The sequence below is a fragment of the Dyella monticola genome (genome assembly GCF_003363155.1).
GTDB classification, from domain to species: domain Bacteria; phylum Pseudomonadota; class Gammaproteobacteria; order Xanthomonadales; family Rhodanobacteraceae; genus Dyella_B; species Dyella_B monticola.
Window position 1 is genome coordinate 420,696 of the sequence record NZ_QRBE01000001.1, and the last position, 21,110, is coordinate 441,805.

20 protein-coding genes are annotated in these 21,110 nt (G+C 61.1%); 11 read left to right on the plus strand and 9 right to left on the minus strand.

Going from position 1 to position 21,110, the window contains the following annotated elements:
* Positions 1 to 20: 20 nt before the first annotated feature.
* The gene (locus DWU98_RS01660; RefSeq protein WP_115493727.1) at positions 21 to 335 is read right to left on the minus strand and encodes a PsiF family protein; all 315 of its coding nucleotides are present in this window, start codon (positions 333 to 335) and stop codon (positions 21 to 23) included.
* Positions 336 to 466: 131 nt separating this feature from the next.
* Positions 467 to 1,963: an aminotransferase class III-fold pyridoxal phosphate-dependent enzyme gene (locus tag DWU98_RS01665; protein WP_115493728.1), complete on the minus strand. Its 1,497-nt coding sequence runs from the start codon at positions 1,961 to 1,963 to the stop codon at positions 467 to 469.
* 272 nt (positions 1,964 to 2,235) lie between these two features.
* Between DWU98_RS01665 and DWU98_RS01670 the strand changes: the two genes are divergently transcribed.
* Genes DWU98_RS01670 through DWU98_RS01685 form a run of 4 tightly spaced genes read left to right on the plus strand, consistent with a single transcriptional unit; the run spans position 2,236 to position 5,784 of the window.
* A complete protein-coding gene (locus DWU98_RS01670; protein WP_115493729.1) occupies positions 2,236 to 3,150 on the plus strand; it encodes an ABC transporter ATP-binding protein in 915 nt (304 codons plus the stop codon).
* Positions 3,150 to 3,947 (plus strand): ABC transporter permease, encoded by a 798-nt coding sequence (locus tag DWU98_RS01675; protein WP_425480207.1) that lies wholly within the window; start codon positions 3,150 to 3,152, stop codon positions 3,945 to 3,947. Before DWU98_RS01670 ends, DWU98_RS01675 begins: the two co-directional genes overlap by 1 nt.
* Positions 3,948 to 3,991: 44 nt before the next feature.
* Positions 3,992 to 5,185 carry a sensor histidine kinase gene (locus DWU98_RS01680; protein ID WP_115494139.1) on the plus strand — a complete coding sequence of 398 codons (1,194 nt, stop codon included), beginning with the start codon at positions 3,992 to 3,994 and terminating at the stop codon, positions 5,183 to 5,185.
* Positions 5,182 to 5,784 carry a response regulator transcription factor gene (locus tag DWU98_RS01685; protein ID WP_115493730.1) on the plus strand — a complete coding sequence of 201 codons (603 nt, stop codon included), beginning with the start codon at positions 5,182 to 5,184 and terminating at the stop codon, positions 5,782 to 5,784. Before DWU98_RS01680 ends, DWU98_RS01685 begins: the two co-directional genes overlap by 4 nt.
* 414 nt (positions 5,785 to 6,198) lie before the next feature.
* Here DWU98_RS01685 and DWU98_RS01690 read toward each other — a convergent pair whose 3' ends face one another.
* The 3 genes from DWU98_RS01690 to DWU98_RS01700 all read right to left on the minus strand — a co-directional run bounded on the left by DWU98_RS01690 (position 6,199) and on the right by DWU98_RS01700 (position 9,154).
* Positions 6,199 to 6,630 carry a hypothetical protein gene (locus tag DWU98_RS01690; protein ID WP_115493731.1) on the minus strand — a complete coding sequence of 144 codons (432 nt, stop codon included), beginning with the start codon at positions 6,628 to 6,630 and terminating at the stop codon, positions 6,199 to 6,201.
* Positions 6,627 to 7,625, minus strand: a complete 999-nt coding sequence (locus DWU98_RS01695; RefSeq protein ID WP_115493732.1) for a DUF2515 family protein — start codon at positions 7,623 to 7,625, stop codon at positions 6,627 to 6,629. The genes DWU98_RS01690 and DWU98_RS01695 overlap by 4 nt, the downstream gene beginning before the upstream one ends.
* A gap of 149 nt (positions 7,626 to 7,774) precedes the next feature.
* Positions 7,775 to 9,154 carry a M20/M25/M40 family metallo-hydrolase gene (locus DWU98_RS01700; protein WP_115493733.1) on the minus strand — a complete coding sequence of 460 codons (1,380 nt, stop codon included), beginning with the start codon at positions 9,152 to 9,154 and terminating at the stop codon, positions 7,775 to 7,777.
* 111 nt (positions 9,155 to 9,265) lie between these two features.
* Between DWU98_RS01700 and queA the strand changes: the two genes are divergently transcribed.
* From queA to motB, 7 genes are all read left to right on the plus strand, one after another.
* Entirely contained in the window at positions 9,266 to 10,297 is a 1,032-nt protein-coding gene (gene queA, locus DWU98_RS01705; protein WP_115494140.1) for a tRNA preQ1(34) S-adenosylmethionine ribosyltransferase-isomerase QueA, read from the plus strand.
* A gap of 63 nt (positions 10,298 to 10,360) precedes the next feature.
* Positions 10,361 to 11,485, plus strand: coding sequence for a tRNA guanosine(34) transglycosylase Tgt (gene tgt, locus DWU98_RS01710; RefSeq protein ID WP_115493734.1), 1,125 nt, complete (start codon positions 10,361 to 10,363; stop codon positions 11,483 to 11,485).
* A gap of 329 nt (positions 11,486 to 11,814) precedes the next feature.
* Positions 11,815 to 12,144, plus strand: coding sequence for a preprotein translocase subunit YajC (yajC, locus tag DWU98_RS01715; RefSeq protein ID WP_115493735.1), 330 nt, complete (start codon positions 11,815 to 11,817; stop codon positions 12,142 to 12,144).
* Between the two features lie 131 nt (positions 12,145 to 12,275).
* A complete protein-coding gene (secD, locus tag DWU98_RS01720; RefSeq protein WP_115494141.1) occupies positions 12,276 to 14,168 on the plus strand; it encodes a protein translocase subunit SecD in 1,893 nt (630 codons plus the stop codon).
* A 12-nt stretch (positions 14,169 to 14,180) separates the two neighbouring features.
* On the plus strand, positions 14,181 to 15,146 hold the full coding sequence (gene secF, locus DWU98_RS01725) for a protein translocase subunit SecF (RefSeq protein ID WP_115493736.1): 966 nt from the start codon (positions 14,181 to 14,183) through the stop codon (positions 15,144 to 15,146).
* Between the two features lie 196 nt (positions 15,147 to 15,342).
* Positions 15,343 to 16,215, plus strand: coding sequence for a flagellar motor stator protein MotA (motA, locus tag DWU98_RS01730; protein ID WP_115493737.1), 873 nt, complete (start codon positions 15,343 to 15,345; stop codon positions 16,213 to 16,215).
* Between the two features lie 17 nt (positions 16,216 to 16,232).
* Entirely contained in the window at positions 16,233 to 17,156 is a 924-nt protein-coding gene (gene motB, locus DWU98_RS01735) for a flagellar motor protein MotB (protein WP_115494142.1), read from the plus strand.
* 186 nt (positions 17,157 to 17,342) lie between these two features.
* Here the strand turns inward: motB and murU are convergent, their stop codons facing one another.
* The 4 genes from murU to DWU98_RS01755 all read right to left on the minus strand — a co-directional run bounded on the left by murU (position 17,343) and on the right by DWU98_RS01755 (position 20,862).
* A complete protein-coding gene (murU, locus tag DWU98_RS01740; RefSeq protein ID WP_115493738.1) occupies positions 17,343 to 18,041 on the minus strand; it encodes an N-acetylmuramate alpha-1-phosphate uridylyltransferase MurU in 699 nt (232 codons plus the stop codon).
* The gene (locus DWU98_RS01745) at positions 18,038 to 19,051 is read right to left on the minus strand and encodes an aminoglycoside phosphotransferase family protein (protein WP_115494143.1); all 1,014 of its coding nucleotides are present in this window, start codon (positions 19,049 to 19,051) and stop codon (positions 18,038 to 18,040) included. Before DWU98_RS01745 ends, murU begins: the two co-directional genes overlap by 4 nt.
* Positions 19,052 to 19,169: 118 nt before the next feature.
* Positions 19,170 to 20,540: an ammonium transporter gene (locus DWU98_RS01750; protein WP_230474615.1), complete on the minus strand. Its 1,371-nt coding sequence runs from the start codon at positions 20,538 to 20,540 to the stop codon at positions 19,170 to 19,172.
* On the minus strand, positions 20,524 to 20,862 hold the full coding sequence (locus DWU98_RS01755) for a P-II family nitrogen regulator (RefSeq protein ID WP_115493739.1): 339 nt from the start codon (positions 20,860 to 20,862) through the stop codon (positions 20,524 to 20,526). Before DWU98_RS01755 ends, DWU98_RS01750 begins: the two co-directional genes overlap by 17 nt.
* Positions 20,863 to 21,110 lie beyond the last annotated feature (248 nt).

Sequence of the window (21,110 nt, forward strand, 5' to 3'; positions counted from 1 at the left end):
ATGTCGAGGAGAGTAACGCCTCAATGAGCTTTCATGCAGGCGCTGACCGCACTCTTGTAATCGGCGCCTTTCTTGCCGGCGTTTTCCTTGGCACATGCCGCCATATGCTGCTGGGACGTCATTTTGGCAGGCGCGGCGGCGGTGGTATCTCCCTTCATGCAGCTGCTGACGGCGCTCTTGTAGTCGGCGCCGGTCTTGCCTTTGGCGGCGTGGCTGCAATCGGCCATTTTCTGCTGCGATGAAGAAAGAGGTTTGCTTTGCGGTGTGGCGCCGAAAGCGGCGGTGGCGAAGACCAGCGAGACGCTGGCGAAGAGAAGGCTCAGACGCATGGACATGATGCTTCCTCCTGGAGGGTGACCGGCCGTGGTACCGGCCAGCGCAGTCTATGCCGAGCGAAAGAGCAGGGGAACGAGGAGCGCCCCATTTGCAGCGCTTTACCCTCATTCCCAGCCAGCGGCCTTTCGAATCAGGCTGCTTGCGCCTCGCTCTTGCGCGGCCCTTCAAGCAAGGCATGACGCACGCGATCGATCACCATGTCCACTTCCGCCCCAGTGATCGTGAAGTGCGGGGTGAAACGCAGCGAATTGACGCCGCCGTGGATCACGCCAATGCCGCGTTCGCGCAGGTATTCCTCGGTGGAACCGGCGCCGTAGCACTTGAACTGCGGTGCCAGCTCGCAGGAGAACAAAAGGCCAGTGCCCTGTACCTTGGTGATCAGGCCGCCCAGTTCATCCTTCAGTTCATTGAGCTTGTCGACAAACTCCTTGCCGCGCATGCGGATGTTGCTGCGCACCTCGTCGGTAAGCTGTTCCAACGTCGCCAACGCCACGTCGAGCGCGCGCGGGTTGGCGGTCATGGTATTGCCGTAGATGCCCTTGCGATAAAGGCCCGCTACGCGTTCGCCCACCGCAAGCACCGACAACGGATATTGGCCTGCGTTGAGCGCTTTGGAAAAGGTCTCCATATCCGGCGGCGCCAGCTTTTCGAAACCGGGGTAATCGATGATCGACAGCACGCCGTGTGCACGCAGGCCGGCTTGGATGGAGTCGACCAGCAGCAAGGAGCCGTGCGATTCGGTCAGCTCGCGTGCCGCCTGATAGAACGCCGGCGTTACGGAGCGGCCCGGGTCGCCTTCGCCCATCACCGGCTCAAGGAACATCGCTTCGATGAACCAGCCATGCTTGTCCGCGTCGGCAAACACGGCTTCCAGTTGTGCCGTGTCGTACGGCGCAACAGTCAGCAGTGTGTCTTCATGGCGATAGCTCGCCAGATGCTGCACATACGTGCGGCGCGAGGAATCCGAATACAGCGCCGGTCGATCGGTGCGGCCATGGAACGCGCCTTTCACGGCAATGCGCTTGATGGTGCGTCCGGCGTAACGCGCGCCCGGATCGGTCATCAGCTTGGCATTCACGTCAGCGATGCGGCAGGCCAGGCCCACCGACTCGGAACCGGAATTCAGGCACAGGTAGCGCGTATACGGATTGCTGCCGCGGTTGCGACCCAGCTCGCGATCCAGCGCGCGCGCGAAACGCATTTGCGACACGCTCGGGGTCATCACGTTCGCCATCACTTGCGGACGCGCCAGCGCGGCATCGATGGCAGCGTTATTGTGACCGAAACCCAGCATGCCGTAGCCGCCGTTGTCGTGCACCACCGCACCTTTGAGCGTCACGATCCACGGTCCGCGCGCTGCCGCCGGCATGTATGGATTCACCGCGTCGTCCGGATAGAAATTGACGAGCTCATGCTGTGACTGGGTCAGTTGCTCGGCTTCATCCAGCTTGAGGAAATCGCCAAGGTCCGTGCGCAATTGGCGATGGCGTGCGACAGCGTCGGCAACCGCCTGGACAAGGTGTGGATCCAGCGCGGCCATGCGCTCGATGGTGGCGTCGTCAAGGCCCGTGGTCCGCGGCTTTCCGCCAAATTCGCGCAGTTCGCGCAGCTGATCGATGACACCCATGACTACTCTCCTCGAATCTGACAGCGCCTCGCGCCCAACGCGAAGCAGGCCGGCAGGATGTGCTTTGTGCGTGGAGGGCCCGTAAGGCCCCGGGGCCGATGCGCCCGTTCGCACTGCGTCGCGTATGGGGAAACCGCTGACGCCAGGCAAGGATAACTGGTGGGAAAGGGCGGCGGTACCCCCAGGATGACGGCTGTCATATCGGATCGCTGACGCCGGCAACTGCGCAAAAACGCTTGCCATGTCTACGCTGCAATGCAAGGAGGCTCATCATGCATACGCAAACTGATGTCGTGGCCCGTCTTTGTGGCGCGGTCAAACGTTACGGTTCCCTTACCGCCCTGGATGGCGTGGATCTCGTGTTGCAGCGCGGCGAACTGCTGGCAGTGCTAGGCCCTAACGGTGCCGGTAAAAGTACCAGCATCAGCCTGCTGCTCGGTCTGATGGAGCCTGACCAAGGGCGCGCCGAGCTGTTTGGCATGGACCCCGTTCAGATTGATGCGTGCCGCCGCATTGGCGTGATGCTGCAATCGGCCATGCTGCCGGCCACGTTGCAGGTGGGTGAATTGCTTCGCCTGGTGTCCAGCTACTACCCCAATCCACGCCCGTTGGAAGAAAGCGCGGCCCTGGCGGGTGTCGGCGACCTGCTCAAACGCCCTTACGGCAAGCTGTCGGGTGGCCAGCAGCGCCGCGTGCAATTCGCGCTGGCGTTGTGTGGGCGGCCGGAACTCTTGTTCCTGGATGAACCCACCGTCGGCATGGATATCGATGCGCGTCGCAAGCTGTGGGCGGCGATGCGTGCGCTGGTTGCAGAAGGATGCTCGGTCGTCCTGACTACACACTATCTGGAAGAAGCCGAAGCGCTCGCGCAACGCGTCATCGTGATGGCGAAAGGACGCGTGCTGAGCGACGGCAGTGTCGATGCGTTGCGCGCGCGCGTACCGCTCACGCACATACGCTGCGTGACAGATCTCCATGCCGATGTGATTGCCAACTGGCCACAGGTGGTATCCGCTGAACGCGACGGCACACGTATGCGCATCAGCACCAGCGCGGCCGAACATGTGCTGCGGCGTCTGCTTGACGCTGACGCATCGCTCAGTGAGCTGGAGGTGCAGCGCGCGAGCCTCGCCGATGCATTCACGGCATTGACGAACGAAGAAACCGTTGAACAGGAGGCTGCGTGATGAACAGTGGATCGATATCGGCCGCGCACACGACATTGCAATCAAGCGGCATGAGTGCTTCTCGCGTGATCGGCGCGTACGTCGCCGAGGCGCGTAGCGAATGCATCCGCTACATGCGTGCGCCGGGGTTCATGTTGCCGATCTTGCTGTTTCCAACGATGTTCTATTTGCTCTTCGGCATTGTCATGGGTAAGTCCGAAGGGGCCGATGCCGCGCGATATCTGCTGGTGAGCTACGGGGTGTTTGGCGTGATGAGTCCCGGCTTGTTCGGCTTCGGTGTCTCGCTGGCGCTGGAACGCGATGGCGGTCTGCTCACCTATAAGCGTGCGCTACCCATGCCGCCCGGCGCGTATCTGCTCGGCAAGATGCTGATGGCGATGGCCGCCGCGGCCGTAGTGATCCTGTTGCTGCTCGGCATGGGCTTGGCATTGGGCCATCTTGCGTTGTCCCTGCAGCAGATGGGCCTGATGTTATTGACCGGCACGCTTGGCGTGTTGCCGTTCTGCGCGCTGGGTATGCTGGTGGGTACCCTGATCAAGGGGCAGGGCGCGCCGGGCATGCTCAACCTGGTCTATCTGCCGATGTCGTTCCTTTCCGGCTTGTGGATTCCCATCACCATGCTGCCGAAAGTCTTGCAGCAGCTCGCGCCCATCTGGCCGAGCTACCACCTCGATCAGATCGGGCTCGCGGCGGTGGGGTTACAGCATGGCGGCATGGCGAAACATGTCGTGATATTGATGGGTTTTGCCGCGGTATTCTTCATTGCCGCAGTGCGCAGGCTGCGGCGCTACGGTTGAAGTACGATGGGGCGTAACGTGCCGGCGGCGCGGGGAAGGTGACCATGACTATCATCGCAGCGATTCGCACCTGGTTCGTGCCGGCACCCGATTCCTACGCTGCAGGCAGCGTGCGCAAGGGCAAGTCCCCCTGGATAGACGCGGTCCATTTATTGTGGTCGGTGTGGATTTTCATCACGCCGATGTTTGACCACTTCACGTGGTTGTGGGCATGGCTCACGCTGGCGTCCTATCCGGTATTTTTGGCGTTGTTCGCCAAAAGCGTGGTTGCACCCCGCAAGGATGTGGGCATCTACGCATCCGGCATGCTGCTGTTGGCGTTGGGTTTGTTGCCGTGGTATCCCAGCGGTCTGACCTATTTCGTGTTCGGTTGCGTGATGGCACGCAGTTGCTCGACGAGTTTCCACAAATACCTGGCATTCATCGCCGTCATGAATGCGGCATGCCTGTTGGAGACATGGTTGCTGCACTACGCGTGGCAGGCTGTGGTGTCCATTCCCGTGGTGTGTTTCACCATCGGCCTGGTCAACGCGGCCGAACGCATCAGCGATGAAAAAACCGCCCAGCTCAAGCTTTCGCATGACGAGGTGCGCAGGCTTGCGGCCACCGCCGAACGCGAGCGCATCGGCCGCGATCTGCACGATCTGCTGGGGCATACCTTGTCGCTGATCACATTGAAGCTGGAGCTTTCACGCAAACTATTCGATCGCGACAGCGAGGCCGCGCGTCGCGAGCTTGAAGATGCCGAGCGCGTCGCGCGCCACGCTCTGGCGGAAGTGCGCGCAGCGGTTACCGGCATCCGTTCCACCGATCTGGCCGCCGAACTTGCCTCGGCGCGACTGCTGCTGGAGTCCTCGGCCGTACATCTGGATTACGGCAACCTGCCCGATTCATTGCCGCAAGAGGTGGAGCGCACGCTGGCCCTGGTCATTCGCGAAGCCACGACCAATATTCATCGGCACGCAGGCGCTACCGAGGCCAGCGTGCGCTTTACCCGCACACCGGAAAAACTGGACATGCAGATTTGCGATAACGGGAAAGGCGGGCTCGCCTCCCACGGTAACGGTGTAAGCGGCATGTGCGAGCGCATACGCGCCATTGGCGGAACCTTGCAGATCGAATCACCCTCGCGTCGCGGTACGCGCCTGATGATCAGCGTGCCATTGCGGATGCAAAAAACCACCGCTGTGATGGGGGCCTCCCCACAGACCGGCTATGTCACGGGAAGCGCCGCATGATCCGCGTATTGCTCGCCGAGGACCAGGCGATGGTGCGCGGTGCCTTATCGGCGCTGCTCAACCTCGAATCGGACATCGAAGTGCTCGGCTCCGTATCTGACGGCGAAACGGCGTGGCGCGAGGTGCAACGACTCAAGCCGGACGTGCTCGTTACCGACATCGAAATGCCAGGCATAACCGGGCTGGAACTGGCGCAGCGCGTGCACCGCCATGAGCTGCCGGTGAAATGCGTGATCGTCACCACCTTTGCGCGACCCGGCTTTCTGCGGCGCGCACTGGATGCAGGCGTATCGGGCTATTTGCTGAAAGATGCGCCGGCTGAGAACCTGGCCGAAGCGCTGCGCACCGTGTATCGCGGCGGCCGTTCGATCGATCCACAGCTTGCGTTGGAGGCCTGGTCGGAAGCCGATCCATTGAACGATCGCGAACGGCAGGTACTGCGCTTGGCCGGAGAAGGGCAATCGGCAACCGATATTGCCGCCAAGCTCAACCTCTCACACGGCACGGTGCGTAACTATCTTTCCGAGGCGATCGGCAAATTGGGTGCGGCCAATCGCATCGAGGCCTATCGCCTGGCGCGGCAGAAGGGGTGGTTGTAACTGTCACCGCCGGTCTCGAATATGGGTTCCGTCCGCGTTGCGGTGTTATCTCAACGCACCAGGCAGACTCGAACACCGTCATTGCATGCCCCATTGTGTGCAGTATGAACGCTTGGCGATTTGGGTACTTCGGTGTTTGCTCGAATGCGTTGCGCGGCACGCTACGAAATCTATGCGCTGATGGTGCCAAAGTATGCCGAAAGGTGTTTCGGAAAAGTGCTTGTAGTGGGGTTTTAATTGTCGGGTACGAAGGGTTTTGCGAGTTGGAGTGTAATCAGGTAGCGGTTTTTATCAGGGTTGCTATCGTGTGAGAAGCAGCGGATATCCAGCACAATTTGCAGTTTGTCTTCGGCTTGCCAGTACGTGATCGGATTTTTGCAACGCCGGATCCCCGCGCGTGTGGCAGGCGTGTCTTCAATGGGGGGGGCTATCCGAAACCAAAATCGGTCTCCACCCCCCTCGGCGGAACTGGTTTTGGAGGTCGATCAGGACGCGCATGGATGCGTCGAGGGGCAGGGTTTCTTTCTGAGGCGAAAGCGTTACGTCGTAAACATTACCTTCGCGCTCAACGCCAGGGGTGAGGAATTTAGCCGCAGGGGTAGTGAATCCGTAGATAGGGTCATTGAAGCGGAATATTGCCGGTCGCGTGACGTAAAGACTGATGAAATTCCATTCTGTCATGGGTGGAAGGGTGGAGCGGGACTGTGCGCGGACCTGCTCGTAAGGCTCACCGATGGCGTTCAATATGACGATATCGGTAGGGCGAAGCCATGCATGGATGGCATAGGCTGTTGTAGCGCCAAGAACAACAGCCATGCTCCATACAATTAAACGATAGCGCTTCATTGCCCGCCCGCCGCGATGATGTAGAGCGAGTTTTCCACCATATGCCGTTCCAGCGGGTCGTGAAGCAACCGGTCGAAGCGCTCCGCCGCGTGCAGTACAAATCCCATGCGTTGCGTGGGGTCGGCCAAGTTGGCCCGGGGGCTGTTGCTGAACGATTCTTGCGGGATGGAGTGACCATTGACGGTGCATTGGTTGGACAACACCAATTGAATTTCCTGAGGTGAGCCCGAGGCAAAATGCAAGGCCCAGGCAAATTGGTTGGCACGCATCAGCGAGCTAAATATGGGGTCATCGTGGATGACAGGTTGCAGAATGTTGATTTGTTCATGGTGCGCAAGGCGTTCGACACCAACATTAGTTCTGCCTGCGTCTATGGCCTCAAATCCTTCAATGATCTCGGCCCTTACTCTGCCGAATCCGACCTTGCTCCCTGGGGGCCACCATACAAAGCCTTCCAGTGCCGCACGCTCTCCCAGACATTCCTTCAACCTCGCCAGCCCAAATTCCTTATAGAACATGTGAATCGGCCAGATATCGAGGAACAACGTAGCGTTGCCCATGGCCAGCATCTGATAAACCTTGTCCGCGCCAGCACCCGCCGCCTGATCGTTGATGCCCTGCGCCCAGAGAGACACGTTTGAAGAGTTCATGGCGAGCTGCGAGGCCAGCACTGGATGACACGTTGCGAACTGGCGCTCAGCCGCCGCGCGTTGAACCATTTGCGCGGCATTGAGCAAGCCACAGCCCACTTGCTTGGAGGCAAACGCGGCCAGGCCCGTCCACTGGAAGCGTCTGTCATCGATCCACAACTTGGCATAGGCCGCATTGATGCGCCGGTTTCGCGCGACTGGGTCTGACGCTGACGCGATGGGTTCGGCACGCTTCTGCAGGTTGCGCCAGCAGTCGATGCAGTCGCGCTTGCTTTCTTCGGACGGCTTTCGCTGTGCTTTTCGTGCGGGGTAGCAAATGGAGCAGTTGGGGTCGCCGCAAGTCATCGAGCGCTTACTTCCTTGTGGGCAAGCCTCTGATGTTAATCAAGCTGCGAAGAAATAGGCGCTCGGTTTGATGTGCACGTAGTGGTGCTACGCGTGTGGGCAAAGGCTGATGTTCACGCGTTGCGCTGCTTTCGTTCGGCAGAGTTTTTTTATTTGGCCGGCGTTTGTTCGAAACTGCCCGCGGCGCCAGGAAACACCACCGGGCTTTCGTAGCCGTCGGCCGAGACCGCCGACACGCCGAAGAACCAGTCGTCGATCACCACATTTTTCAAAACATCATGATCGACGTCGCCGACGGCGTGGCTGTATTGCCATTGCGGCGCGGTGGTGTCGCGCCAATGGATACGATAGCCCGCTGCGCCAGGCACTTTCTGCCAGCGCACGGTGGTGTCGGTGGCGACCGCGCCGCTGATGGAAACGTGCGCGGGCGGTGCTGGCGCGCGTGACATGGCGGCCATGGTAAGCGTGTTGAGGGCCGTCACGCGCGCGAGGTAGTCGAAGTCGATACCATTGATGGTGTCGCCGTATGTCACGCCGTTTTCCACGCGCAGATCCTGATGCTGGCGGGTGTAGTCTTCTTTGCTTTCGGTGACGCGTATGGCCGGATAACCCGCTTCGAGGAACGGTACCTGGTCGCCGCCGCGGCCATAGCGGTCGGTGCGGTAGATCATGTGCACACGCAAGTCGGGTAGGTACTGATCGGCGAGCGCGGCCATGTAGCGTGCGACATTGCGCGAAGGCGAGTCGACCTCGCCGCCGAAGTAGTTGCGCATTTTTGCCTGCTCGGGTGTTTCGGTGCTGCGCGTGCCTTCGCTGAAGACGCGCACGCTGGTGCTGTCGTCGACACCGTTCTGACCGCGGCCGCTGCCGACGATGTCGTTGTTGAGATCGACTTCGACCTGCCAGCCTTGTGCCTTGGCGTAATCGGCCAGCACCTTGCCACCGTACAAACCTTGTTCTTCACCGGAAACGGCGGCGAATACCAGCGTGGCGCGGTTGTCCTGCTTGGATAACAGTCGCGCGGCTTCGATCAACGCCGCCACGCCGGAGGCATCGTCGTTGGCGCCGGGGGCGTCGCTGGTCGCGTTCATCACGTCGGTGACACGCGAATCGAGATGGCCGGTCATCACGATCATGCGTTGCGGATCCGTGCTGCCGCGCTTGATCGCCACTACATCCATCACCACCGTGGGCTTGGGAATGCGTTTGCCGGTGACGGCCTGCGAGGGGGTGACGATCTCCAGGCAACCGCCGCACTCGTGCGAAATGCTTTCGAAGCGCGATGTCACCCAGCGCCGCGCCGCGCCAATGCCGCGTGTCGGGGAGGTGGTGTCGGAAAGGGTGTGGCGGGTGCCAAAGCCGACCAGCGTGGTGATCGTTTGCCGAAGTTGCGCTTCATCCGGTGCGTTGGCCAGCGCGTGCAGGCTGGCCTGCTCGTGTGGATAGGCCTCGGTGGTTTGTGCCAGGGTGGCAGAGCCGTGCAGGGCGATGAGGAGAGCCAGCGAAAGGAGGAGGCTGTGGCGAGGCATAGGATCGTCCGTTGGTCGGGTCGGGATGGTCGGCGGCGGTGGTAGAGCGGATTCCTGCGCGGCGGGCGGTTTGGGCGATAATTGTGCCTCACGTCTGACGATGTCATGTCCTTGAAAAAGTCTGATTTCCATTTCGACCTGCCTCCTGAGCTGATCGCACAGGCGCCGCTGGTCGAACGCAGCGCAAGCCGCCTGCTGGTGCTCAATGCGCCCACGCACACCTGGCAGGATCGCATGTTTCGCGAGTTGCCTTCGCTGCTGCACAAGGGCGACTTGCTGGTGTTCAACGATACGCGCGTGTTGCCGGCGCGCCTTTATGGACACAAGCCCAGCGGCGGTGCGGTAGAAATACTGATCGAGCGCGTGACCGGCGCGCATGAAGCGACCGTGCAGCTGGGGGTCAGCAAGAAGCCGCGCGAGGGCACGGTCATCGTGCTGGCCGATGGCAGCCACGCGACAGTGCTGGGGCGTGACGAAAGCTTTTTTCATCTGCGCTTTGAATCCCCCGAGCCGCTGGAGCGCCTGCTGTTGAAGCTGGGCGAGATGCCGTTACCTCCTTACATTTCGCGTCACGCCGATGCGAGCGACATGGAGCGCTACCAGACGGTCTATGCGCGCGAACCCGGCGCGGTGGCAGCGCCCACGGCGGGCCTGCATTTCGACGAAACACTGATGACGCAGTTGCGCGACATGGGCGTGGATTTTGGTTACGTAACCCTGCACGTTGGCGCCGGCACGTTTCAGCCGGTACGTGCGGATGACCTTTCGCAGCACAAGATGCATCGCGAATGGTTGAATGTAGGCGCGGGCTTGGTGGAGCACATCGAGCGCACGCGCCGCACCGGTGGGCGCGTCGTTGCCGTGGGCACGACGGTGGTGCGTGCATTGGAAAGCGCAACAGTGAATGGCGAACTGCGCCCGTTTGCGGGCGAAACGCAGATCTTCATTTTCCCGGGCTATCGCATCACCAGCATCGACGCGCTGATCACCAACTTCCATTTACCGCAATCGACTTTGCTGATGCTGGTCTCGGCACTGGTCGGGCGCGAGTACATGCTCGATGCGTATCGGCATGCGGTGGAAGATCGGTATCGGTTTTTCTCGTATGGCGATGCGATGTTGATCCTGCCCAGGGGCATGTGACCTTGCACCCGTCGCCCCGCGTCCGCCAGGGCGACGGGTGCGTTGAAATGCCATAATTCCCCGATGACCTCCATGCACTTCGACCTCCTCGCCACCGATGGCGCTGCCCGCCGCGGGCGCCTCACGTTCGACCGCGGCACCGTGGAAACGCCGGCCTTCATGCCGGTGGGCACCTATGGCTCGGTAAAAGCCATGACACCGCGCGACCTGGTCGAGGTCGGGGCCGAAATTATCCTTGGCAACACGTTCCATCTGTTCCTGCGGCCGGGCCTGGACATCGTCAGTGAATTTGGCGGCCTGCATCGCTTCATCGGCTGGAAGGCGCCCATCCTCACCGATTCCGGCGGCTTCCAGGTGTTCTCGCTGGCGCACAAGCGCAAGATCACCGAAGAGGGCGTCGCGTTTGCCTCGCCGGTGGATGGCTCGAAGGTGTTTCTTTCGCCGGAAGAGTCGATGCGCATCCAGACCGTGCTCGATTCGGATATCGCGATGATCTTCGATGAGTGCACGCCTTATCCTGCTACGGAAAACGTGGCGGCGGAGTCGATGGAACTGAGCCTGCGCTGGGCGGAGCGTTCGCGTCGCGCGTTCGACGAATTGAAAAACCCCAATGCGCTGTTCGGCATCGTGCAGGGCAGTGTGTACGAAAATCTGCGCAAGCGCTCGGCCGAAGGGTTGATTCAGATCGGCTTCGATGGCTACGCCGTCGGCGGATTGGCGGTGGGCGAGCCCGAAGCGGAGCGCAATCACACGCTGGACGCGACGGTGCCGTTGCTGCCCAAGGATCGGCCGCGCTACCTGATGGGTGTGGGGCGTCCGGAAGACATCGTCGAGGCCGTTCGACGCGGGATCGACATGTTCGATTGCGTGATGCCTACCCGCAACGCGCGCAATGGCTTCCTGTTCACCTCGCACGGCACGCTGCGCATCCGCAACGCCAAATACGCCGCCGACACCCGCGTGATCGAAGAGGGCTGCGAATGCTATGCCTGCAGCCAGGGATTCAGCCGCGCGTACCTGCGCCACCTGGACCGCTGCAATGAAATACTCGGCAGCCAGCTTGCGACCATGCATAACCTGCATCATTACCAGCGCCTGATGGCTGGGCTGCGCGGTGCCATTGCGGCGGGCTCGCTGGAGGGGTTCGTGGCGGAGTTCTATGCGCGGCGCCGGGTGGGTTCGGAATGATCATTTGGGTGGTCCCTCCCTGCGTGTAGGGAGGGGTCAGAGCACCCTCGTGGTGAACCCGCATCACGCGGCAAGCTCGTGTAAGCCCACCCCGGCCCTCTCCCGCAAGCACGGGAGGGAGAAGGGGGCAGGTTTCACCCTGTTGGCGAACTTTTAGGCCATTTCAGGGACAAACCCCCAAAACTTGCGGTGACGCGTGGCCTCGTCCGCCCCTTCACCGGAGGCAGCCGGGGCGAACGCAAAAAGCCGTACTCATGGCATAATCCAACGTCTTTTTCTGGGCGCGCGGCGAAAACTCCAGTCGCAGCCACAACTTGCGGGATAAGTAGATGACTCTTCCGACGACTTTCGTGCTGGCGCAGGCCGCGCCAGGGGCGGCCAATGGCGGTCTGTCCATGCTGTTCCTGATGATCGTGCTGTTCGGCCTGATGTATTTCATGATGATCCGCCCGCAGATGAAGCGTCAGAAGGAACACCGCCAGTTGGTGTCCAATCTGGCCAAGGGCGACGAAGTGGTCACCAATGGCGGCATTGCCGGCCGCGTCGAAGAGGTGGGCGAGACGTTCATCACGGTGGAGATCGCGACGAACGTCAAGATCAAGCTGCAAAAGTCGGCCGTCCAGCAGGTGTTGCCCAAGGGCACGCTGAAATCGTCCTGAGCACCTTTCGAACGAGCAGGCAGGACGCTTGCCGCCAATCATGCACGCACGCCTGATTGGCTGATTTTCTCGACACAACCGTTATTCCACGTTACCCGCGGCAGGCGTCGCGGTTCATTCGGATGCAAGGCATGAGTGATTTTCCACGCTGGAGATACTTTCTAGTTGCCATCGTACTGGTGGCGGGCATTCTGTACGCCTTGCCGAACGTGTACGCGCCGCTTCAGGCTGTGCAGGTGTCGTCCAGCCAGAGTGAGCCGCTCGATCCGACCGTGCAGCAAAAGGTCATTTCCGCGCTGCAGTCGGCCAAGATCCCTTACGTCAACGAGAGCGTCAGGCACGACGCCAGCCGTGGCGACTACATGGTGATCGGCTTTGCCAACGGCGACCAGCAAAAGAGTGCGGCCGATGCGCTCAAGCCGGTGCTGGGCGACAAATACACCGTGGCCTTCAATCTCGAATCCACCGTGCCGCGCTGGCTCTCGGCCATCGGCGGCCGTGCCATGCCGCTGGGTCTGGATTTGCAAGGCGGCGTGCGCTTCCTGATGGCGGTCGACCAGAGCGACATCATCGACCGGCAGGAAAACCGCTATACGCAGGACATCGCCGCGCTGCTGAAGGACAAGAAGATTCCCTTCATCTCCGTGGCGCGCGCCGCTACGGCGGGCCAGGGCGTGAACGTGGTGTTGAGCTCCTCCGCCGATCGCTCGGCGGCCAGCGATGCGATCGCCACCGAGTACACCGATCTGGGTGTTACCGACGGTGCCAGCACGGGCGACCGTTTTGTACTCAACGCGGTGATCAAGCCCGATAAGTTGCACGACATACAAACCAATGCTATCCGGCAGAACCTTGCCACGCTGAGCAACCGCATCAACGCACTGGGTGTATCGGAGCCGGTGATTCAGGTGCAGGGCGAAGATCACATTTCGGTAGAGCTGGCAGGTGTGCAAGATCCGGCCGAAGCGAAGAAGGTGATCGGTGCCACCGCCACGCTGGAATACGTGGCCGGTATCGGCGATGCGCGCGACCCTGCCGTGCAGGATGCCGTGAGGACCGGCAACATCCCGCCGGATGCGCACCTGTATTACGGCAGGCAGGGCGAACCTTATCTGGTGAGCAAGAACATCATCGCCAGCGGTGACGAACTGGTGGACGCGTCCTCCGGCAATGATTCGCAGAGCGGTTCGCCCAGCGTAAATGTGACGCTGAACTCGGCCGGCGCGGCCAAGATGCTGGATTTCACCCGCGACAACGTCGGCAAGCCGATGGCTGTGGTGTACGTGGAAACCACCACCGACACCAAAGTCGTCGACGGCAAGGAAGTGCACACGCCCAAGACCACCTATTCGGTGATCAACTACGCCACGATCCAGGGCGTCTTCAGCAACAAGTTTCAGACCACTGGGCTGGCCAGCACCAAGGCTGCGTCGGAACTGGCGCTCATGCTCAAGGGCGGCTCGCTCGCGGCGCGCATGGACATCGTGCAGGAAGGCGTGATCGGCCCCAGCCTCGGGCAGGACAACATCGACAAAGGTTTCAAGGCGGTGTTGTTGGGCCTGGCCTTGGTTCTGCTGGCCGCGGCGATCTACTACAAGCTGTTCGGCCTGGTGGCGGACGTCGCGCTGTTCTTCAACCTGGTGATCCTGGTGGCGGTGATGTCGATGGTCGGCGTAACGCTCACCATGCCGGGCATTGCCGGCATCGTGCTGACGTTGGGTATGGCGATCGACTCCAACGTGCTGATCTGCGAACGCGTGCGTGAGGAATTGCGCAACGGTTCCACGCCACTGGCGGCCATTCGCGCCGGTTACGAGAAAGCATGGGCGACGATTCTCGACGCCAACGTGACGCACCTTATCGCGGCATTGGCGCTGACCACGATGGGTTCGGGCCCGATCAAGGGTTTCGGCGTCACGCTGCTCATCGGTATCCTCACCTCGATGTTCACCTCGGTAACGGTTACCCACGCGATCACCGCGCTGATCCACGGCGGCCGCAAGCTCAAGACGCTGTCGGTGTAATCGGAGACCCCCATGGAAATTTTCAATCACAACGCCAACGTCCACTTCCTGGGACTACGCAAAATCAGCATCGGCGTGGCCGTGCTGCTGGTCATCGCTTCGATCGTGCTGCTCGCCACGCGCAGCCTCAACTACGGGCTGGATTTCACCGGTGGTGTCGCCGTGGAAGCCATCTACGACAACCCGGTCTCGGTCGAAGACGTACGCAATGCGCTGGACAAGGGGGGCGTAGATAACGCCGTCGTGCAGAGCGTGGGCGGTACGCGCCATGTGGCGATCCGCTTCCAGCCCAAGGATGACAAGCACTACGTCGCGCAGGAAGGCAAGTCGCCCAACCTCGACCTGATGACCAATGACGTGGCCAAAGCGCTGCAGGCGGCACGTCCTGACGCCAAGATTGCCAGCAAGAGTTACGTCGGTCCGCAAGTGGGCGCGGAGTTGCGCAGCGATGGCGTCACCGCGGCCATCTTCGTCATCATCGGCATCGGTGTGTATCTGTGGATTCGCTTCGAACGCCGCTTCGCTATCGCCGCGCTGGCGACCGAAGTGCACGACGTGCTGGTCACGTTGGGGGTGATCTCGCTGTTCCGGCGCGAATTCGACATGACCGTGCTGGCCTCGGTGCTGGCCGTGATCGGTTACTCCATCAACGACAAAGTGGTGGTGTTCGACCGTATCCGCGAGCTGTTCCGTTCCGCGCGCAAGGCCGATCCGGAAGAAATCCTCAATCGCTCGATCAACAGTACGCTGTCGCGAACCATCATCACCTCGCTGTTCACGGGCATCGCGATGGCCGCGTTGTATTTCTTCGGTGGTCCGACGGTGCACGGTTTTGCGATCACCATGCTGATCGGCATTGTGGTGGGTACGCTGTCGTCGATCTTCGTGGCCAGCCCGATCCTCTTGTGGCTGGGCGTATCGAAGAAGGATTTGATGCCGGTCACGCGCGAGAATCCTGAGTTGGCGCGCCGCCCGTAATCGGCAGTGCCTTGCTTACATGAACGGCCCGGATCATCCGGGCCGTTTTGTTTTTTGCATGATCGTGGCACCACGAATGCGACAAAAATTTGCGACCTTCTGCGTCACATCGTGACAAAAATGTCGATCTAAATTTCACGCTGCACCGGTCGATAAGCAGGGTAGGACGCTCCCGCCGTCCTCGAATGGAGTCCCCATGCTTGTCCTTGTCGGTTCCCTGCTGGTGCTTTCCTGCGTGCTGGGTGGTTATGTGCTGTCGCACGGACACATCCTGGCGCTATGGCAGCCGAGCGAACTGATGATCATCGGTGGCGGTGCGATGGGTGCGTTTCTTTCGGCCAATCCGCTCAAGATTGTGAAGGGCGCACTGCACAACATCGTCGCGCTGTTCAAAGGTCCAAAGTATCGCAAGCAGGATTACGTGGATCTGCTCGCGCTGCTGTATGACATCTTTGGCGTCATGCGCAAACAAGGCCTGCTGGGTCTGGAGTCGCATATCGAAGATCCGCAATCGAGTCCGGTATTCAGCGCTTATCCGCGCCTGGTGAAAGAACACCATCTGATCGAATTCACGACCGACTGCCTGCGCCTGATGGTAGGCGGCAACATGAATCCGCATGAGCTGGAGCAATTGCTGGAAGTGGAACTGGAAACCCACCAGCACGAAGCGGAAGCGCCCGCGCTGGCGGTGATGAAGTTGGCCGATGCGTTGCCTGGCTTTGGCATCGTGGCGGCGGTGCTCGGTATCGTGACCACGATGTCGCAACTTGGCGGTGACACCTCGCAAATCGGTGAGCACATCGCCGGTGCCTTGGTGGGCACCTTCCTTGGCATTCTGCTTTGCTATGGTTTTGTCGGCCCACTGGGCGCGGCCATGGAAAACCGTGTGCAGGAAGACGGGCGGGCGTTCGAGTGCGTCAAGGTTGCGTTGCTGGCCTGCCTGCGCGGCTACAACCCGAAGGTTGCCGTGGAATTCGCGCGCAAGACGCTATCGCCGCAGGCGCGACCCAACTTCCAGGATTTTGAAGCCCATCTGAAGGATTCCGCACGCGCAGGAGCATCGGTGTGAGCGAGCAGGATCGCGACATGCTGATCGTGGTGCGTCGTTCGCGCCGCAAAGCGCATGGTCATCACGGTGGCGCGTGGAAAGTGGCCTATGCCGACTTCGTTACGGCCATGATGGCGTTTTTTCTGGTGATGTGGCTGCTCGGTATGGGTTCGCGCCAACAGCGCGCCGCCATCGCCGAATATTTCAAAAACCCAAGCATGACGCCGGGCACCGCGACGGTGGCGCCACCGGGCAAAGTAGGCCCGGGCGGTGCCAGCGACAGCATGATCAAGCTCGGCGGCGCGATGAACATGCCGCATGGTCCGGGCAAAGACCAGCGCTCCGCCTCGCGCGTGAATGCGCAGCAGGCGGAAAAGCTTGCACGCGAACAGGAAAAGCAGCGGCTTGATAATCTGATGCAACAACTGCACGCCGCAATCGACAAGAGTCAGGCGCTGGAACCTTTCAAAGATCAGCTCTTGCTGGACATCACGCCCGAGGGGCTGCGCATTCAGATCGTGGATAAACAGAATCGGCCGATGTTCGACACGGGCAGCGCCACGCTCAAGTCGTACACCGTGGCGATCCTGCATGAGCTGGCGGGGTTCATCAATCAGGCGCCCAATGAGGTGAGCATCTCCGGTCACACCGACGACGCGCCTTATAGCGGCGCAAGCGGCTACAGCAACTGGGAGCTTTCCGCCGATCGCGCCAACGCAGCGCGGCGCGCATTGCTCGATGGCGGCATGCAGGTAGGAAAGGTTGCGCGCGTCGTCGGCCTGGCGGCTTCGGTACCATTCGACAAAGCCAATCCGAGCGATCCGATCAACCGGCGCATCAGCATCATCATGATGACCAAACAGGCGCAGGATGCAGCGCTTTCGCAGGAGGAGGCAGAAGCCGCGCCGCCTTCGGCGCCGACGTTGCCCGTGCCTGCGACGATCAAGCCGAGTGCGCCGTAGGACCGTATAGCGGCTTGAGAGTGCCGGATTTACCTAGAACCCGCCTCGCTGTCTTTCCGGCGAAGGCCGCAATCCAGTGTAAATATGCGTCCGAAGGACACAACATTTTTAGTGTTGAGTGCTGCGCACAACATATTAAAACTGGATTGCGGCCTTCGCCGGAATGACGTTCAGGCAAAGTTGGCGCTAATTCGCAGCGTTTAGCGCTGCAAGCCGTTCGGGTGAACCTACGTCCGTCCACAAGCCACGATGATGGCTGCCGCTCACTTCCCCGCGTTGCATGGCTGTACGCAACAACGGTGCAAGCTTGAAGCGCGGTGGCGTATGGCTTGGACCGTCGCCCTGGCCGGTCACAGCGTGCCAGTCGTTCAAGAGCTCGCGCCGGTACACGCCGATGCCGCTGTAGGTCAGACGCCTGCCGCCTTCATCGTGCAATGCCCCCTGCTCATCCAGCGCAAAGTCACCGTTTGCATGATGCGGGGGATTGTCCACCATCAGCAGATGCGCACGGCCTTTCGGGTCGGAAGGGAGTGTTGCGAAATCGGCATCCGTCCACACGTCACCATTGATCACGATAAACGGTTCCGGTCCCAGCAGTGGCAGGGCGTTGAGCATCCCACCGCCGGTTTCCAGCGGAGTGGGGCCTTCGTATGCGTAGCGAATGCGTAGACCCCAGCGTGAGCCGTCGCCAAGCACTTCCGGAAATTGCTCGGCGAGGTGGGATGTGTTGATGACCACGTAGCGCACGTCGATGGCGGCGAGTTTTTCCAGATGCCATGCGATGAGCGGTTTGCCATGCACCGTCAGCAATGGTTTGGGCGTGTGGTGGGTCAACGGGCGCATGCGTTCGCCCAATCCGGCCGCAAAAATCAGCGCATGCCTCATGCGTGGGACACCTTGGTCAGATCGCGGCCTTCCGCATGGCGTTCGATCAGTGCGGCGAAGTCCGCGAGCTCCGGATAGCTGCGCGCCACCGATATCACATAGGCATACACGCGAGGTACGTCGGCGAGATAGCCGGGTTTACCATCCCGATACCACAAACGATAAAACTGCCCGAGCACACGCACGTGACGGTGCAGGCCAGTCAGATCGAACCAGCGTAGAAAATGATCGCGGTCGATCGCGGTACCGATCATGCCGGTGTGAAGTAAGCGCTGTCGGTATGCTTCCACCCAAGCCTCGATACGTGCGCGCGGCCACACAATATACGCATCGCGCAGCAGCGAAGCCAGGTCGTAGGTAAGCGGGCCGGCGAGCGCGCCCTGGAAGTCGATGATGCCGGGATTGTTGTGCTCGACGACCAACAGGTTACGGCTGTGATAATCCCGGTGCACGAAACAGCGAGGCTGCTCCTGCGCATTGCTGATGATGGCGCGGAACGCCGCTTCCAGTACATCCCATTCGTCGCACGTCGGTGTATGGCCAAGATGCCGTGTGAGAAACCATTCCGGCATGACCTCCAGCCCGCTCGTCAAAAGGCGGTGATCGAACGGTGGCAGATCGCGATAGGCCATGCGCGTTTGCATGCGCAGCAAGGCGTTCATCGCGTCACCATAAAGCGCATCGGCATTGCTGTCCTTGAGTTCGGACAGGTAAAGCCGTGTGCCGAGGTCTTCGATCAGCAGAAAACCTTGTTCCAGATCGTGTGCGTGCACGGTGGGCACATGCAAGCCGGCGTCGGTGAGTTGCTGACCGATCTTCAGCCACGGGCGCGGATCTTCCTGTGCGGGCGGCGAATCCATCACGATCCAGCTGCGACCGGCGTGATGCGTGCGCCAGTAGCTGCGGAAGCTCGCGTCGGAGGAGGCCGATTCGAGGGTGAGGGCGTGGTCGCCAAGTGCTGCACGCGTCCAGGCGAGGCGGGCGGCGGCACGGTCGGTGATGGTTTCCATGCTGAGATTCATTGCGGGCACGCGAATAGCTTAGTGCCTGTCCGCACCATTCACTCAACTCTGGCGTTGCCCTCATCCCGGCGCAGGCCGGAATGAGGGCAAAGTGAATACGTGGCGCTCAAGACAGGTTGTACGCCCGCTCTTCGTGCTCGGCGATATCCAGGCCCACCTGCTCCTGCTCGGGGCCTATGCGCAGGCCGATCGTCAGATCCAACGCTTTGAGGATCACCCAGCTCAGCACGCCGCTCCATGCGATGGTGAAGCCCACGCCCTTTGCCTGAATCCACAGTTGCGCCAGCGGCGAGGTAACGGTGCCGAAGCCGCCCAGTTTGGGCGCCGCGAAAATGCCGGTGAGCAGGGCGCCGATGATGCCGGCCACGGCGTGCACGCCGAACACATCGAGAGTGTCGTCGTAACCGATCATGTGCTTCAGGCGCGTGGCCGTGAAGAAGGACACCGCGCCAGCGGCAAAACCGATGACCAGCGCGCCGGCAGGCCCCGCCGTGCCGGCCGCAGGCGTGATCGCGACCAGGCCCGCCACCGCGCCAGATGCCGCACCCAGCACACTGGCGCGTTTGTGCACAACCCATTCCACTGCGACCCAGCCAATCACCGCGGCAGCCGTGGCAATTTGCGTGACCAGCATCGCCATGCCGGCATTGCCGTTGGCCGCTACGGCCGAACCGGCGTTGAACCCGAACCAGCCCAGCCAGAGCAGCGCGGCGCCAATCACCGTATAGCCAAGGTTATGCGGTGGCATATGCGTATGCGGATAACCACGACGCTTGCCGATGACCAAGCAGGCGACCAGGCCAGCGATGCCGGCATTGATGTGTACCACCGTGCCGCCGGCGAAGTCCAGCACGCCCAGATCGCCCAACAACGAACCTGGGCCGCTCCACACCATGTGCGCGATCGGCAGATAGACGAACGTGAGCCACAAGCCGCTGAACCACAGCATGGCGCTGAATTTCATGCGTTCGGCGTAGGCGCCGATGATTAGCGCCGGCGTGATGATTGCGAAGGTGAGTTGGAACATCACGTACACGCTTTCGGGCACCGTCTGATACAGCGACGAAGGCGTCAGCCCCGCCAGCATCACACGATCAAACGCGCCCAGGAACGAATGCCAGTTGGTCACGCCCGCGTGCATGCCTTGCGTGCTGAAGGCGAGCGAATAGCCGTACACCATCCACAGCACCGTTACCAAGGAGGTAATGGCAAGGCACTGCATCATCACTGACAGCACGTTCTTCGCACGCACCATGCCGCCGTAGAAAAGTGCTACGCCGGGAATCGTCATCATCAACACGAACGCGCTGGCGACGATCATCCAGGCGGTATCGCCGGCGTTGAGTGTTGACGCAGTCGTGGCCTGCGCGAAAGCGGGCGACGTGACAGCGGCCGACACAACCAAGAGCGATGCGCCGCGAAAACGTGCACCGAAGCGGAACGAGAGCCAGGCGCGTGCATCACAGCGCATCGGCATCTACCTCCTGCGTGCGGATGCGAATGACTTGTTCCAGTTCGCTCACGAAAATCTTGCCGTCGCCTACCTTGCCGGTGCGCGCGGCGCGCGTGATGGCATCGATCGCCAGCTCCACCTGCTCGTCGGCCACGGCGATCTCGATTTTCAGCTTGGGGAGGAAATCGACCACGTACTCTGCGCCGCGGTACAACTCCGTATGGCCACGCTGGCGCCCGAAGCCTTTCACCTCGGTCACGGTCATGCCCTGGACGCCGGCCTCGCCAAGCGCCTCCCGCACGTCATCCAGGGTGAAAGGTTTGATGATGGCGGTGACCCATTTCATGCGAGGCAGCTCCGGGTTGATTTGTTGCGGTACAGCAGATTACGTGCCAAGCGGCGAGAGGCCGGAGGATGGCGTCAGGTCGGCGTTTCGCGGCTCTTGCGATGGTTCGGCGCGCACGGTTTGGTGCGGTGATTGCGCCAAAAAGGTGCAATATCCGCCACTCTCTGCTTTCGCCGGGCGACGGTGAGGCTGGTTTGACCTGAAAGGGGTAAATCAGTACCATTTCAGTACTAATTAGAGCGGCATCC

Bases quoted from the DNA above. Each gene is read 5' to 3' on its own strand.
- motB (WP_115494142.1), top strand. From the start codon at position 16,233: ATGCTGATCGTGGTGCGTCGTTCGCGCCGCAAAGCGCATGGTCATCAC.
- DWU98_RS01670 (WP_115493729.1), top strand. From the start codon at position 2,236: ATGCATACGCAAACTGATGTCGTGGCCCGTCTTTGTGGCGCGGTCAAA.
- DWU98_RS01745 (WP_115494143.1), bottom strand. From the start codon at position 19,051: ATGGAAACCATCACCGACCGTGCCGCCGCCCGCCTCGCCTGGACGCGT.
- DWU98_RS01750 (WP_230474615.1), bottom strand. From the start codon at position 20,540: ATGCCGATGCGCTGTGATGCACGCGCCTGGCTCTCGTTCCGCTTCGGT.
- DWU98_RS01755 (WP_115493739.1), bottom strand. From the start codon at position 20,862: ATGAAATGGGTCACCGCCATCATCAAACCTTTCACCCTGGATGACGTG.
- yajC (WP_115493735.1), top strand. From the start codon at position 11,815: ATGACTCTTCCGACGACTTTCGTGCTGGCGCAGGCCGCGCCAGGGGCG.
- murU (WP_115493738.1), bottom strand. From the start codon at position 18,041: ATGAGGCATGCGCTGATTTTTGCGGCCGGATTGGGCGAACGCATGCGC.
- tgt (WP_115493734.1), top strand. From the start codon at position 10,361: ATGACCTCCATGCACTTCGACCTCCTCGCCACCGATGGCGCTGCCCGC.
- DWU98_RS01660 (WP_115493727.1), bottom strand. From the start codon at position 335: ATGTCCATGCGTCTGAGCCTTCTCTTCGCCAGCGTCTCGCTGGTCTTC.
- DWU98_RS01690 (WP_115493731.1), bottom strand. From the start codon at position 6,630: ATGAAGCGCTATCGTTTAATTGTATGGAGCATGGCTGTTGTTCTTGGC.
- secD (WP_115494141.1), top strand. From the start codon at position 12,276: ATGAGTGATTTTCCACGCTGGAGATACTTTCTAGTTGCCATCGTACTG.
- DWU98_RS01695 (WP_115493732.1), bottom strand. From the start codon at position 7,625: ATGACTTGCGGCGACCCCAACTGCTCCATTTGCTACCCCGCACGAAAA.
- DWU98_RS01700 (WP_115493733.1), bottom strand. From the start codon at position 9,154: ATGCCTCGCCACAGCCTCCTCCTTTCGCTGGCTCTCCTCATCGCCCTG.
- DWU98_RS01680 (WP_115494139.1), top strand. From the start codon at position 3,992: ATGACTATCATCGCAGCGATTCGCACCTGGTTCGTGCCGGCACCCGAT.
- DWU98_RS01685 (WP_115493730.1), top strand. From the start codon at position 5,182: ATGATCCGCGTATTGCTCGCCGAGGACCAGGCGATGGTGCGCGGTGCC.
- motA (WP_115493737.1), top strand. From the start codon at position 15,343: ATGCTTGTCCTTGTCGGTTCCCTGCTGGTGCTTTCCTGCGTGCTGGGT.
- DWU98_RS01665 (WP_115493728.1), bottom strand. From the start codon at position 1,963: ATGGGTGTCATCGATCAGCTGCGCGAACTGCGCGAATTTGGCGGAAAG.
- DWU98_RS01675 (WP_425480207.1), top strand. From the start codon at position 3,150: ATGAACAGTGGATCGATATCGGCCGCGCACACGACATTGCAATCAAGC.
- secF (WP_115493736.1), top strand. From the start codon at position 14,181: ATGGAAATTTTCAATCACAACGCCAACGTCCACTTCCTGGGACTACGC.